This window comes from Pseudoalteromonas sp. S4741 (assembly GCF_005886135.1).
GTDB classification, from domain to species: Bacteria; Pseudomonadota; Gammaproteobacteria; order Enterobacterales; family Alteromonadaceae; genus Pseudoalteromonas; species Pseudoalteromonas tetraodonis.
In genome coordinates, this window is record NZ_PNCN01000123.1 from 1 (window position 1) to 15,264 (window position 15,264).

A 15,264-nucleotide genomic window follows, 5' to 3' on the forward strand; every position below is an offset into this window, starting at 1 on the left:
GAGAGCGGTGCTGGCAAAGACACAAAAATATCCGGTTAGATATAAACGAAAAAACACCACTCGTTCTTAAACGAGTGGTGTTAGAGCAGTGCTCGGGTTTTTTATAATAATGTAAATATTAACTACAGTGGGCGTAATAACAACCAAATGGTTCAACTGTCAGTGTTTCATTATCAAGTTTTGCGTTGTGATGAGAAAGGTCGTTATGTTCATTTTCAACACTTGCATTAATAGTAAGTTTTGCTTGTGAAGCACTCAAATTGAATACACACAACATTTTTTCATCGTTTAGAGTACGGTAAAACGCTAAAATAGGTTCTTCGGTTTGTAAAAACTCAATATCACCTTCAAGTAATACCGGCTGGTTTTTACGCCATGCCATAAATTCACGATACGCATTTAATATTGAGTTTGAATCATTCTCTTGCTCAGTAACTGCTTGCAGCCTATGTTGTTGATCAACAGGTAACCACGGTTTTACCTCACTAAATCCTGCGTTGTGGGCATTTGGTTGTGAGTTATCAAGGTTTTCCCAAGGCATTGGGGTACGACAGCCATCACGACCTTTAAAGTTTGGCCAAAATGTAATGCCGTATGGGTCTTGTAAATCTTCAAACGCAACGCTTGCTTCACCGAGTCCGAGCTCTTCACCTTGATACATACATACGCTGCCGCGTAACGAGGCCAATAGGGCTGTTAACATCTTACATTGCGCAGGGTTTACTTCACCCGTTTCGCTCCAACGGCTTGCAACGCGCTCTACGTCATGGTTACTAAATGCCCAGCAAGGCCAGCCTTCAGTCATACGATGTTCAAGTGTAGTAACGGTATTTCTTATATACTCGCTCGAGTAATCATCCGTTAATAGCTCAAAGCTATAGCCCATGTGCAGTTTATCGCCACCTTGGGTGTATTCTGCCATGGTGGCTAGTGAATCTTCAGATGAAATTTCACCCAGTGACACGGTTCCTGGGTATTTATTGAGTAAGGTGCGAATATCACGCATAAACTCAATGTTTTCTGGCTGTGTGTTGTTGTAGTAGTGATACTGAAAAGCATACGGATTGTCTTCACTAAAACCACGGCCCTGACGCTTTTCTTTTGGTTTTGCAGGATTATCACGAAGCTGTGCGTCATGGTAACAAAAGTTAATTGCATCTAACCTAAAACCATCAACGCCTTTTTTAAGCCAAAACTCAACATTGTCTAGTACAGCTTGGCGAACATCAGGGTTATGAAAGTTAAGATCAGGCTGTTCCGTGAAAAAGTTATGTAAGTAGTATTGTCCACGACGCGGCTCCCATTGCCATGCACCGCCACCAAAAATAGACAACCAGTTGTTTGGTGCTGTTCCGTCTTCTTTAGCGTCGGCCCATACATACCAATCAGCTTTATCGTTGGTTAAATCTTCACGGCTATCAATAAACCATTGGTGTTGATCTGAGGTGTGGCTAAGTACTTGGTCTATAATAATTTTAATATCGCGTTGATGTGCTTGCGCAATGAGTTCATCAAAATCATTTAAGTTACCAAAAAGCGGGTCGATATCGCGATAATCGCTAATATCATAACCAAAATCTTTCATAGGTGATTTAAAGAAAGGTGAGATCCAGATAGCATCCACCCCTAAGCTTTTAATGTAATCAATGCGACTAATTATCCCTTTTAAGTCACCAATGCCATCGTTGTTGCTATCTTGAAAGCTACGCGGATAAACCTGATAAATAACCGCACCTTTATACCATTGCTTTTGGGTCATGCCTTTCTCCGTTTTCACACTGTCTTTGTGTTGTTCTTTTTTAGAGGTGTTAATCCTCGTTTATTTAAAAAAGCATACTTGAAGCCGGTCATACTGTAAAAAGTCTGCATACGTATGCACCGTTTTAAGGCCATTAAAAGAGGTTAAATTAATCACTTATTTCATCGATTTTAACGTCGGTTTATTGAATATCTCTTTACCAATTTGGTTTGTTAATTTATTGTTTGCGTTATTTAGGTGCTTAAAAATAAGGGGATGCACTAAATTGGTGATTATTAAAATTGGTCTTACCAATTGTGCTTAAATAAATGTCCTCGATAATAATAAATTAGAAAATAAAATAGCCTAGTGTCATTTTATTTATGTTTAATGACGCACTTATTTTATCAAAAAATAAGTAATGACTATCATTAAAGCTACAAATGCTAATTGCACTAAAATAAATCACAATAAAACAGTAACTTATAAACTGGTGTGTAAACTTAATGTTAATTTAATGTGTGTAATGCAACTTTGAATACGTATGCATAAAGTTGTTAATAAAATAATACGAGCGTTAGAATTCATCCTGACAACAAAATAAGCTCGCAAACTTAATAGCAGGTAAGCGGGTATCACATTATGGGTAACGGGAAAACATTATGGCTATGTTCAAACCAAGTATATTAACGCTAGCATTAACTGCTGCCGGACTATCAAGCTTTGCCACCACTGCGGCACAAGAAGAAACAATAAAAAATGATGATGTAGAAATTATTGAAGTAAAAGGTTTTCGCGGTAGTGTTGTTGAATCAATTAATACTAAGCGTTTTTCAACACAGGTTGTTGAGTCAATTTCTGCAGAAGACATTGGTAAACTTCCAGATACATCTATTGCTGAATCAATCGCGCGTTTACCAGGTTTAACAGCACAACGTCTTGATGGTCGTGCTAGTCGTGTAAGTGTTCGTGGTTTTAGTGAAAACGAAAGTGCAACCACCTTCAATGGCCGTGAGCAAGTATCTATTGGTGACAACCGTGGTGTTGAGTTTGACCTTTACCCGTCAGAAATTATGAGTGGTGTTACTGTATATAAAACGCCAAGTGCTAGCATTGAAGCAGAAGGTATTGCCGGTGTAATTGATATGCAAACGGTAAAACCTTTAAGTAAAGGCGAGCGCGTGATCATGTTTAATGGTCAGTTAGAGCAGTCAGGTTTTGATAAGCTAAACCCAGATGGTGATGACAAAGGCTTTCGTGGCACGGTTTCATACATTGATCAGTTTGCAGATGACACTGTAGGTGTTGCATTTGCTTACAATACTATGAGCTCACCAAACCAAGAAAAACGCTGGAATTCTTGGGGTTATCCTGAATTTATCGCTGATGATGGTAATACGTACTCAATTTTAGGTGGCGCTAAACCATTTGTACGTTCGTCAACACTTGAACGTGATTCAGCGATGCTAGTAGTTGAAGCTGCCCCAAATGACCGTCTAAACATGACGTTTGATGCGTTATATGTAGATTTTAACGATGAAAAAATCTTACGTGGTATTGAAGTACCTTTCGCCTGGGGTCAAGGTAGTATCGACCCGAACAGTGTTACTGTAGATGAACAGTCTGGCTTTATCACCAGTGCAACAACGCAAGGTCAACGCGTTGTAGTTCGTAATGATGTTGAAGAACGTGATGCTGAATTAACGCAATTTGGTTTTAATACTAAATATGACATTGACGATTCGTGGTCGGTAGAGTTTGATGCGAGCTTATCTGAAGTTGAGCGTAAGGACTGGAGCTTACAAAGTTATTCTGGCACAGGCCGCGGTGAAGCGAATGGTGTTGCTGACAACATTGGCTATTCACTTAATGGCGGCAATACCGGCGCCAAATTTAGCCACGAGTTAGATTATAGTGATTATGCTTTAATTCAGTTAGGTAGCCCTTTGTCATGGGGGGAGAGTAAAGCACTGAACGATAAATATGGTTTAACAGGCACACCTTATCAAGATACAGCCCAAGATGGCTTTATTAATGCCCCTGAGGTTAATGATGAACTGCATACTTTAAAACTTGCAGCAAGCAAGCTATTAGAAAACGATTACTTAAGCAAAGTAAGTCTTGGTATGTCATACCGCGACCGCGAGAAGAGTAAAAAGTCTGAAGGGTATTACTTAACATTAAGCGATTTCTCATTAGATAATCCTGGTACGCTTGTCGTTCCAGAGCAATATCGCCTTGGAACAGCTAGCTTAGACTTTATCGGTATGGGGGATATGATTGCCTATGATACCCGTGCACTAGTTGACGATGGATATTATAACTCAATTCAAGAAAGCTTAACGGATATAAAACACACTACGCAATCGTACACAGTTCAAGAAAAAGTTACGGCGTTTTTTGTACAAGCAGATATTAATGCAGAAGTAGGTAATTTGCCGCTTTCTGGTAACGTTGGTGTTCGCTATGTTAGAACTGAGCAATCTTCGCAAGGTTTTGCGGCTGTGCCGAATGACGTGACTGGTCTAGTTGAAGCTGTTCCTAACAATGTGTCACACGATTATAGCCATGTTTTACCTAGTCTTAATTTATCTTTGGCGCTAGATGAAGATCAAACCGTGCGTTTTGGTGCCGCTAAAACTATCTCACGAGCCCGCCTAGATGAAATGAATGCTTCTGTTAATGCGAGCTATAATTCAGAGCGTCCTGATGAAAATGGCAACTATTGGTCAGTATCTGGTGGTAACCCTACACTTGAACCAAAAGAAGCAACGGGTTTTGATTTGACTTATGAAAACTACTTTAGTGCAGAAGGCTACTTCTCAGCGGCTGTATTTTATAAAGACTTGAGTCAATGGATATTTGATGGCGTATACGAAGTTGATATGTCAGGGGTTGCTGATCCTTCAACGGGAGAAATACCAGAGAATAGTACCGGTACTGCGTCAGGTAAAGTGAATGGCGGTGGTGGAGACCTTTGGGGTTATGAATTGTCTCTTGCTCTACCGTTTAACGTCTTTAGTGATTCACTTGAAGGTTTTGGTTTAATTGCCAGCCATACAGGAATTGAACAAGATATTGAAGATCAAAACGGTAATGAATACGAACTACCTGGTTTGTCGGATAAAATTCAAAGCTTAACGTTTTATTATGAAAACTATGGCTTCCAAGCGCGTACTAGTATGCGTAAACGTAGCGACTTTAAAGGTGATATTTACAACGCAGGTTATGAAACACAGCAAGTGAATATCTTAGGTGAAACAATTTGGGACGTACAAGTTGGTTACGATTTTGGCGAAGCAGGTGTTGAGAGCTTAGATGGCTTAAATGTGACATTCCAAGTACAAAATATCACTGAAGAACCATTTACAACACTAAGTGGTGATAATGCCTTACAAGTGCGTGATTACCAAGATTATGGGCGTAACTTTATTCTTGGATTTAGCTACAAGCTTTAACTGAAATTTAGTTAAGATATTAGCCCTTGTAATTAGTTTTACAAGGGCTTTTTTATAGCTACTTTACCTAAGTTTTATCAACCTTTATGAACGTGAGCAATAATATGAAACCAATACAGCATGTCGTCATTGCAGGCGGTGGAACAGCCGGTTGGATAACCGCAGCACTACTTAATAAAGTATTAGGTAAAGTAATTAATATTACCCTTATTGAATCAAGTAGCATTGGTACTATAGGCGTTGGTGAAGCAACAATTCCGCCTATTATTCAACTTAATAACGCACTGGGTATAAACGAGCAAGATTTTATCAATGCCACTAATGCGTCTATCAAACTGGGTATAGAGTTCGAAAATTGGAAAACACCTGGGCATAGCTACATGCATGCATTTGGCTCGTTTGGTAAAGATTTTCCTTTATGTGACTTTTACAATTTTTGGGTGAAAGGGCACATTAATGGCAGCGAGGACTCTTTATGGGATTTTTCTCTTAACTATCAAGCCGCTAAAAAAAACAAATTTACGCCACTAAATGCTATTCCTAATACTCAATTACCTGGGCTTAGTTATGCGTTTCACTTTGACGCCACTTTGTATGCTGAATATTTAAAAAATCTTGCATTATCACGCGGCGTTAAACACATTGATGCAAAAATAGAACACGTTGAGCAATGCCCAGATACAGGTAATATCACTAACTTAATGCTTGACGATAATAGCCAAATCCAAGGGGATTTATTTATAGATTGTACTGGTCAGCGCGCACTTTTAATTGAGCAAACTCTCAATACGGGGTTTGTTGATTGGTCGCATTATTTACCTTGCGATAGTGCCGTTGCAGTGCAATCAACAGGCAGCAACGAATTAAAGCCCTATACGCGCTCCATAGCCCATAACGCAGGTTGGCAGTGGCAAATTCCGCTACAAAACCGAACAGGTAATGGCTTAGTGTATTGCAGCCGTTATTTATCGGATGAGTCAGCAACCGCGCTTTTATTAAATAACTTACCGGGTGAGCCAACAACAAGCCCGCGCTTAATTAAATTTAAAACAGGTCGACGTTTAAAGCAGTGGCATAAAAATGTAGTCGCAGTAGGGCTCTCTAGTGGATTTTTAGAACCCTTAGAGTCTACTAGTATTCACTTAATACAAAGTGCGGTCACACGTTTAATTAAGTTGTTTCCTCATAATGGCGTTAGTGATGCGTTAGTAACTGAATTTAATAAGCAAAGCATCAGTGAAATCGAGCATATTCGTGACTTCATTATTTTGCACTATAAGTTAACTGAGCGAGAAGACACCCCATTTTGGCGTCAATGTAAGCAAATGGAAATTCCGCAATCGTTAGTGCATAAAATGGATTTATTTAAACAAACAGGCAAAGTTGTGCGCGAAAACGATGAGTTATTTGCAGAAGTAGCTTGGCAACAAGTCATGATAGGTCAAGGCCTAATACCTGATGACTATAACAGTATTGTTGACTCATTAAGCAGTAAACAGCTAACAGATTTATTCGCAACGTTAAAAACCCTAATAAATTCAACGGTAGATAAGCTGCCCACTCATAGAGAGTTTTTAGCTAAGTTAAAAGTAAACTAAGTGGCGTAACGTGGTGCTTTAGTTGCGGGTTAATTGTCACTGAATATGGCTGTGAATACGTATGCAGCAACTGTAACCAAGCCTTATTTAGCTTTAGTATGAACCTATAACAACACTGAAATAAAAATGACACACACAATGAAAAAAAGATTTTATACGCCATTGCTTATATGCAGCGCATTGCTGGTGCACGGTTGCAGTGATGACAAACAAACAAAAACAGACTTGTTAGTTAAGCAAACAGACCCAGTTAAGCCAGTGGTATATCAAGTGTTTACCCGTTTATTTGGTAATACTCAAACCGCAAACATTCCATGGGGTACTAAAGAACAAAATGGAATTGGTAAGTTTGCTGATTTTAACGACGCGGCTTTAAAAGGCATTAAAGAGCTAGGTACCACGCATGTTTGGTATACCGGCGTTTTGCATCATGCCTTGGTGGGTGATTACACTGCATATGGTATAAAACAAGACGATCCTGATGTGGTAAAAGGGCGTGCAGGCTCGCCTTACGCAATAAAAGATTATTACGATGTAAATCCAGATTTAGCTATTAATGTTACCAATAGACTTGAAGAGTTCAGCGCGCTAATTGAGCGTACTCATGAGCATGACATGAAAGTAATTATAGATATTGTTCCTAATCATGTAGCTCGAGATTATCACTCAATCGCAAAGCCTAACGGCGTGAAAGACTTTGGTGAAGACGATGATACCAGCAAGGCATATGCTAAAAATAATAATTTTTACTATGTACCGGGTGAATCATTTAAAGTACCAACAAACGACAGTTACCAAGTGTTAGGTGGCAACAAACACCCTTTAGCCGATGGCCAATTTAGTGAAACGCCAGCAAAATGGACTGGCAATGGAGCGCGCTCACCACATCCAGATATAAACGACTGGTACGAAACGGTAAAAGTTAACTACGGTGTTAAACCCGATGGCAGTTTAGAGTTTCCAACTTTACCTAAGTCGCTTGAAAACCAAGATTACCGTGCACATTATGCCTTTTGGCAAGATAAAGAACTGCCAAATAGTTGGTATAAATTTAGAAATATTGCCCTTTATTGGTTAGATAAAGGGGTTGATGGCTTTCGCTATGATATGGCTGAAATGGTACCCGTTGAATTTTGGAGCTTTTTAAATTCATCAATAAAAATACATAAACCCGATGCGTTTTTACTCGCCGAAGTATATAACCCGTTGATGTACCGCACCTATATTCACCAAGGTAAAATGGACTATTTGTATGATAAGGTCGGCTTTTACGACACCCTAAAAGGGGTTATACAAGGTAAACAACCCGCTAACACGCTATTTAAAGCGCAAGCTGAAGTGGCAGACATTGAGCAGCACATGCTGCACTTTTTAGAAAACCATGACGAACAACGTATCGCAAGTCCTGACTTTGCCGGCGACGCTGCATGGGGTAAACCGGCTATGGTGGTTTCTAACTTAATTAGTCGCTCGCCAACCTTGCTTTATTTTGGTCAAGATGTCGGTGAAGATGGGTCAGAAAACGCAGGCTTTGGTTCGCCTACACGCACCAGTATTTTTGATTATATTGGCGTACCAGCGCACCAAGCATGGATGAATAATGGCAAGTTTGATGGCGCTAATTTAACCCCTGAGCAAGCACAGTTACGTCAATATTACATTTCAATTATGGCACTTAATGGTTTACCTGCTGTTGTTGCCGGTGATATGGCACCCTTGTTGGTAAAAGACAGTGATAGAGTGGTAGGTTTTGTCCGCTCTTTAGGCCAGCAATCATTATGGGTGCTAAGTAACTTTAGCCAGCAAGCGCAAACAGTCACTGTTACGCTCACGCCAAATCAAGCAACCATGCTCAAACCAAACTCCACGCTATACGACCTGTTAGAGTCGCATAACGGTATTTTGGTAAGCGATGAGAAACAAAGTACAACCTTTACGCTTACCCTTGATGCACTCAGTAGTGCCGTTTTAACAAATAAGGCTGATCATGAATTATAACAACAAACCAACCTTAAGCTTTTGGCAAATATGGAACATGTGCTTTGGCTTTTTAGGCATTCAATTTGGCTTTGCACTGCAAAACGGTAACGTAAGCCGTATATTTCAAACACTTGGCGCTAATGTCGACGATATTCCGATTTTATGGGTTGCAGCGCCGCTCACAGGCTTAATTGTGCAACCAATTATTGGTTATTGGAGTGATAAAACTTGGGGCAAATTAGGCCGCCGTCGTCCTTTCTTTTTATACGGCGCTATATTAACCACGTTATCGCTTTTTATTATGCCAAATTCCCCCACGCTTTGGATTGCTGCGGGTATGCTGTGGATTATGGATGCCTCAATTAACGTTACCATGGAACCGTTTCGTGCTTTAGTAGGTGACAATTTGCCAAACAAGCAGCGCGCCACAGGCTATGCCATGCAAAGCTTTTTTATTGGTGTGGGAGCGGTGGTTGCATCAGCACTCCCTTGGATGATGACCAACTGGTTTGATATTGCTAATACCGCACCGATTGGTCAAATTCCTGACTCTGTAAAGTATTCGTTTTACTTTGGTGGTGTTATTTTATTTATTGCAGTCGGCTGGACTATTGTCACTACAAAAGAGTACTCACCCGAGCAGCTTGCACAATTTAATCAACAAGAATCACAAACAACACAAACCAATCTTACTAATAGCGTTAATTTTACCAAAGGCGGCGTTATTTTTAGCGGCTTAGGTTTGCTTGTTTTAGCCACGCTATTAGGGCTGGATCTGGAAAAAGAACTTTACTTGCTGGCTGCTGGGTTAGTTAGTTTTGGTGTTATTCAATTTATTGCAGCGGCATTAAAAGCTAAACAGCACACTAGCGGCGGTTTTTATAATGTAGTGAATGATGTATTTACTATGCCTGAGGCGATGAAGCAATTGGCATGGGTACAATTTTTTAGTTGGTTTGCGTTATTTGCTATGTGGATTTACAGCACCTCAGCGGTAACCAGTTTTCATTATGGTAGCAGCGATACAAGTTCAGTGGCGTATAACAATGGTGCAGACTGGGTGGGTATTTTATTTGCAGCCTACAACGGCTTTGCCGCGATTGCTGCTTTATGTATCCCGATCATCGTTAAGCGCGTCGGCTTAAAAGTAGCACATGCACTTAACCTTATTTTAGGTGCGTTGGGCCTAGCAAGCTTTATGTTTATAAAAGATCCAAGTTTACTTATTTGGCCAATGATAGGCGTAGGTTTTGCTTGGGCGTCTATTTTGTCATTACCTTATGCAATGTTAAGTACTTCGGTACCGAGTCATAAAATGGGCGTTTACATGGGCATTTTCAACTTTTTCATTGTGATCCCACAATTATTAGCCGCCAGCGTACTGGGATTAATATTACGCCACTTTTTTGAAAACCAACCTATTTACGCATTAGTACTGGGCGCCGTGTCGTTTGTACTTGCAGCGGTTGCGGTATTGCGTGTTAAGCACACTCAATAAAGTAACGAGTAAACTGAAATTAATTAAGGCTTTAGAATGAAAAAATTAAATACAATTACCACCAGTTTATTAATGCTTGGTTTAACAGCTTGTGGCGCGCAGCAAGAGCCTTCAAACAGCTCTATAATGCAAATATCGGCGCCGGGTGCCCCTGGGGCAGAGCCATTTTGGGCTTATGCAGGTAAAACCGGTATTGGCACATCTTTTGAGCAATATCAAAATGGCCATTACAGTGATGAGGCCCCTACAGGTAAAGTATCAAAAGTATGGTTTTCGATTGCCAAAGGGATGATCACCGAAACCATGTTCGGGCTTATTCATAAAGCGCAAATTAAAGACATGCAATTTGTTGTAGTCGGAAAAGATTTTACAGTCACCGAAGCTGACGATTTAGACGTTACCATTGATTACTTATACAAAGACGATAAAGGCCGCCCGTTATCATTAGCTTACAAAGTAGTAAGCAAAGATAAACAAGGCCGCTTTAGCCTCGAAAAACACATATTTACCGATCCTGATGGGCAAAGCTTATTTGTACGCAGTATTTTTAATACCCAGCTTGAAGGTGTGAAGGCCTACGTAAGCGTTAACCCGTATGTTGATAATAACGGCCTTGATGATTTTGCTAAAACTACAGAACAAGGGCTGCTGGCATGGCAAGACAGCAGCTACCTTTCTTTGCAAGGTGCTCAGCCATTTAAACAAACAAGTGTTGGTTTTACAGGTGTGAGCGATGGTTTAAGCCAGCTTAAAATAACTCAGCAGCTTACTCAGGTCTATAAAAATACCGGTGAACAATCGGGTAATGTTAGCCTACTAGCAGAGCTGGGTGAAATTGGTGAAAACAGCCAGTTCGATTTAACCCTAAGCTTTGGTAATAGCGAACAAACCAGCTTTAAACAAGGCCAAGCTACGTTAGCCAAAGGTTACCAAGCGGTGCTTGATAATTACAACGGTAAAGGCGAAGCGCTTGGTTGGCAAGACTACCTGCAAAGCCTTGCACCGCTAAATAACATGAGCGAACAAACCGCTGATAACGGCAAATTACTTTACACCAGTGCCATGGTACTTAAAGCGCAAGAAGACAAAACTCATGCAGGCGCACTTATTGCCTCATTATCTAACCCATGGGGCGAAACCGTATCAGCTAAAACCGGCTCTACTGGTTACAAAGCCGTATGGGTGCGCGACTTTTATCAAGTTGCCATGGCGTTTATGGCCATGGGCGATAATGCAACCGCAAAAACCGCATTCGAATACCTTGAAAAAGTTCAAGTAAACAGCAAAACCCCTGGCAATAAAGGCGATACAGGGTGGTTTTTACAAAAAACACATGTTGATGGTGAACTAGAATGGGTAGGTGTACAGCTTGACCAAACAGCAATGCCACTCATGCTTGCATGGAAACTCCATCAAGCTGATGTTTTAACAGATACAGAGCTGAGCGATTGGTATAGCCGTATGTTAAAGCCTGCGGCAGACTTTTTAGTTGAGGGTGGCCGTGCAAACATTCTGTGGAACGACACACAAATAACGCCGCCAGCCACTCAGCAAGAACGCTGGGAGGAGCAAGAAGGGTATTCGCCATCAACCACCGCCGCTGTTGTTGCTGGTTTAATTACCGCCGCTGATATTGCAAAAATGGCAGGTGATGAGGTGAATGCTAAACGCTATCTTGCAACAGCAAAAAGTTACAACGCCGATATAGAAAGCATGATGTTTACCACCGCAGGTAATTTAGAATCAAACGCATCAGACGGCGAGTATTTTATACGTATTGGCCAAGACAAAGACGCCAATTCAAATACTAAAATTAACGCTAATAATGGCCGTGAAGGGTTTAATAAAAAGCAAATACTTGATGGTGGATTTTTAGAGCTCGTTCGCTATGGTGTACGTGATGCACTAGCGCCGAGCATAGTAAAAACACTCCCAGAATATGATGACGAAACCCTAATAGATAACCTACAAGTTAAATACAGCTTTGAGTTTACTGATGGCAGCGGCACATTTGCAGGCTACCGCCGTTATGGTAACGACGGGTACGGTGAAGATGAAGTAACGGGCGCTAATTACGCCGAAGGTGGGAAAAACAGCCCAGGGCAACGTGGGCGAGTTTGGCCATTTTTTACCGGTGAACGTGGTCATTACGAAATTGCCGCTGCAAATGCCAATAACAGTTTAGATGCAACAAAACAGCAGGCTATTAAAAATAGCTATGTAAAAGGGCTAGAGCAATTTGCTAACGAAGGTATGATGCTACCAGAACAAGTATGGGATGGCGTAGGCGTAAATAAAGCAGGATACACGTTAGGCGAGGGTACAAACTCGGCCACACCACTGGCTTGGACGCATGCGGAATACGTGAAACTAGTGCGCTCATTAAGTGACAAGCAAGTATGGGATCATTATCCAGTTGTTACTAAAGCACTAAAATAACTGCAAACCAATTAACGAGGCTGAAATGAAAACATTTACCTTGAGCGCATTAGCATTAGCAATCATGCTAACAGGCTGCCAGAACGCACCATCATTAAATACCAAGACGAATAATACCGAAACATCGCAATTAAATACTAAACAACAAGCAAGCCCGTGGTGGGAAAGCGCCATTTTTTACCAAATTTGGCCCCGCAGTTTTTACGACAGCGATGCTGATGGCCATGGCGATTTTAACGGTATGACCCAAAAGCTCCCGTATCTACAAGAGCTTGGCGTTAACGCATTGTGGTTAACCCCAATGTTTGAAGCACCGTCGTATCATGGCTATGATTTTACTGAATTTTACCAAGTAGAAAACGACTACGGCAGCATGGCCGAGTTTGAAGCCTTTATAAAAGCTGCTGACGACAAAGGCATGAAAGTCATACTTGATTTAGTTATAAACCATATATCAAGTAACCATGAATGGTTTCAGCGTTCAGCAAAACAACAAGCCCCTTATACAGATTACTTTATTTGGCGCGACGATATGCCAAAAGCCGGTAGCGGTTGGGGGCATGCTTGGAGTAATAACGACCAACCCGATGCCGTATGGCATTGGAATGAAACCCGTCAGCAGTATTACTATGGTGCGTTTGGAGCAAGCCAACCTGACTTGAACTTACGCCACCCAGATGTTGTTGCCGAAATGGAAAAAATGGCTAAATTTTGGCTCGATAAAGGCGTTGCAGGGTTTAGATTAGACGCAGTACGTTTTGCCATGGAAGGTGGCGCAGATGCGCAAGCTGATACCGACGAAACCATTGCGTATTGGCAGCACTTTAACCAATACGTAAAAAGCGTTGATCCAGAGGCATATTTAGTAGGTGAAGCTTGGGCTGACATTCCCGTTGCAGCAAAATACTTTGGCGAAGGTAAAGGCCTCGACCAAGGCTTTGATTTTGAAGTGGGCTATAAAATACTGGGTTTGTTAAAACCCGATGCCAGTGGCGAAGCGCAATTTGGCACCATGCAATCTAACCAACAAGTCAGTAAAGTTGATGCCAATGTGCTCAAACAAAATTTACAACAGCGTATAGATTCAACTGCGCCACTTGATTTTTTTGCACCGTTTTTAACTAATCACGACCAAGAACGTGTGGCTTATCAACTTGCAGAGCACGACGATAAGGCAAAACTTGCTGCCGCCATGTTATTAAGCTCTCCGGGTACTCCGTATATTTATTACGGTGAAGAAATTGGCTTAACACAAGGTGGTACAGGTCACGATGTGTATAAACGTGCGCCAATGCAATGGGATAACAGCAATCAAGCTGGCTTTACTCAAGCTCAAACAAGTTGGGTTGAGCAGGCTGAACTGTTTGGTGATAACTACACCCAGTGGTGGCCAGAATTTTTAGCACAGCAAATTAATGCTGCTGATCGCAATGTAAAAACGCAACAAGCACAATCTAATTCACTGTGGCGTTTATATCAGCACTTAATCACATTGAAAAAACAGCGCCCAGAACTGGGTATTAAAGGTAGTTATGAATTAACGCAACACAACAACGGCCTTGTCGAAATAACCCGCGAGTTAAACGGCAGTAAAAGTATGTTTATACTTAACTTAACCGCTAACCCGCAAAGCATCAGTAGCATAAAACGTGAGGGGTTAACGCCTAGCTGGCAACACGACCTCAATGACGAGCAACTCGCAGCCTATGGTTTGTTGTTACTAAACAACGCACTCTAAATAAAATATACACAAATTGGGGTTAACATACGTTAGCCCCTTTAGTGAATATGCTTTAATTGCATCCCCCAACATATAGCGCATTTTAATGAGTCATAAGTCGCTTAACTTCCTCTGGCGTCATGGCGCTTATCATAAAAATGAATATAAGATGCAATCCACCTCAGGTAGGTGTCCACGGTACGTAATGAATACTGACGTACCAACATATAATAAGCGACATAAATTAAAAATGGGGAACGCGTTTTCATATCATCACCAATGTTGAGGGCTGTATAAATATACAGCCTAGTTGTTTTGCTCACATATTCAAGAAAATGAGCGCACTTTCTTCTTTCTTATTATATTTAGTAGCAAGAAATAATTATAGCTGGCAATTGCATTAACTCTAATTCGTTTATCATGCGGGTACTCTTGCCAATCTAAGTTTTGTATTCACTGGCGTAAGCACCACTTCTTTAGCAATGGCCCATATGTACGCAATCATTTCTCGGGCAATTGCGGTGACAACCAGGTTGTAGTGCTTCCCTTTGGCTATCATTTTTTATAGCGCTTGCAGAGCCTAAGTTGTGCTTTCCACGCAATATCAATAATGTCCTTTGATAAACCTTCTTGTCGCTTTTGCATATCTGTCGATATATTTGCTGCATAGCGATAAGTGTACGCGCCTTCAACAAGGAGGCGTCTTGCTCGGCTATTTCCACATTTTGTGACACACCTTGAGTGGAGTGGAATCGATAAATGCAATGCCTGTTGATTTATCAAAGCGTTGCTTCAGATAGCTACACAGAGCAGGTAACGTGGCCTGAAGTAAC

General features: G+C 41.1%; 7 protein-coding genes and 2 pseudogenes. 6 read left to right on the forward strand and 3 right to left on the reverse strand.

From position 1 onward, the window contains the following. Window positions 1-118 precede the first annotated feature (118 nt). Window positions 119-1,759: an alpha-glucosidase family protein gene (locus CWC30_RS15320; RefSeq protein ID WP_138627528.1), complete on the reverse strand. Its 1,641-nt coding sequence runs from the start codon at window positions 1,757-1,759 to the stop codon at window positions 119-121. 641 nt (window positions 1,760-2,400) lie between these two features. Between CWC30_RS15320 and CWC30_RS15325 the strand changes: the two genes are divergently transcribed. The 6 genes from CWC30_RS15325 (at window position 2,401) to CWC30_RS15350 (ending at window position 14,449) form a co-directional block, all read left to right on the forward strand. After that, window positions 2,401-5,196: a TonB-dependent receptor gene (locus CWC30_RS15325; protein WP_138627529.1), complete on the forward strand. Its 2,796-nt coding sequence runs from the start codon at window positions 2,401-2,403 to the stop codon at window positions 5,194-5,196. A 104-nt stretch (window positions 5,197-5,300) separates the two neighbouring features. Next, a complete protein-coding gene (locus CWC30_RS15330) occupies window positions 5,301-6,794 on the forward strand; it encodes a tryptophan halogenase family protein (RefSeq protein WP_138627530.1) in 1,494 nt (497 codons plus the stop codon). 138 nt (window positions 6,795-6,932) lie between these two features. Continuing rightward, complete coding sequence (locus CWC30_RS15335; protein ID WP_138627531.1) at window positions 6,933-8,792, forward strand: alpha-amylase family protein; 1,860 nt, start codon at window positions 6,933-6,935, stop codon at window positions 8,790-8,792. Then, window positions 8,782-10,272 carry an MFS transporter gene (locus tag CWC30_RS15340; RefSeq protein ID WP_138627532.1) on the forward strand — a complete coding sequence of 497 codons (1,491 nt, stop codon included), beginning with the start codon at window positions 8,782-8,784 and terminating at the stop codon, window positions 10,270-10,272. The genes CWC30_RS15335 and CWC30_RS15340 overlap by 11 nt, the downstream gene beginning before the upstream one ends. A gap of 36 nt (window positions 10,273-10,308) precedes the next feature. Further along, entirely contained in the window at window positions 10,309-12,711 is a 2,403-nt protein-coding gene (locus CWC30_RS15345) for a glycoside hydrolase family 15 protein (RefSeq protein ID WP_138627533.1), read from the forward strand. Window positions 12,712-12,736: 25 nt separating this feature from the next. Beyond that, window positions 12,737-14,449: an alpha-amylase family glycosyl hydrolase gene (locus tag CWC30_RS15350; protein ID WP_138627534.1), complete on the forward strand. Its 1,713-nt coding sequence runs from the start codon at window positions 12,737-12,739 to the stop codon at window positions 14,447-14,449. 400 nt (window positions 14,450-14,849) lie between these two features. Here CWC30_RS15350 and CWC30_RS15360 read toward each other — a convergent pair. Continuing rightward, window positions 14,850-15,163: pseudogene (locus CWC30_RS15360) on the reverse strand (IS110 family transposase); the annotation flags it as partial. Further along, a pseudogene (locus tag CWC30_RS18900) lies at window positions 15,153-15,264 on the reverse strand (IS982 family transposase); the annotation flags it as partial. The pseudogenes CWC30_RS18900 and CWC30_RS15360, both read right to left, overlap by 11 nt.

Bases quoted from the DNA above. Each gene is read 5' to 3' on its own strand.
- CWC30_RS15340 (WP_138627532.1), top strand. From the start codon at position 8,782: ATGAATTATAACAACAAACCAACCTTAAGCTTTTGGCAAATATGGAAC.
- CWC30_RS15325 (WP_138627529.1), top strand. From the start codon at position 2,401: ATGGCTATGTTCAAACCAAGTATATTAACGCTAGCATTAACTGCTGCC.
- CWC30_RS15335 (WP_138627531.1), top strand. From the start codon at position 6,933: ATGAAAAAAAGATTTTATACGCCATTGCTTATATGCAGCGCATTGCTG.
- CWC30_RS15350 (WP_138627534.1), top strand. From the start codon at position 12,737: ATGAAAACATTTACCTTGAGCGCATTAGCATTAGCAATCATGCTAACA.
- CWC30_RS15345 (WP_138627533.1), top strand. From the start codon at position 10,309: ATGAAAAAATTAAATACAATTACCACCAGTTTATTAATGCTTGGTTTA.
- CWC30_RS15320 (WP_138627528.1), bottom strand. From the start codon at position 1,759: ATGACCCAAAAGCAATGGTATAAAGGTGCGGTTATTTATCAGGTTTAT.
- CWC30_RS15330 (WP_138627530.1), top strand. From the start codon at position 5,301: ATGAAACCAATACAGCATGTCGTCATTGCAGGCGGTGGAACAGCCGGT.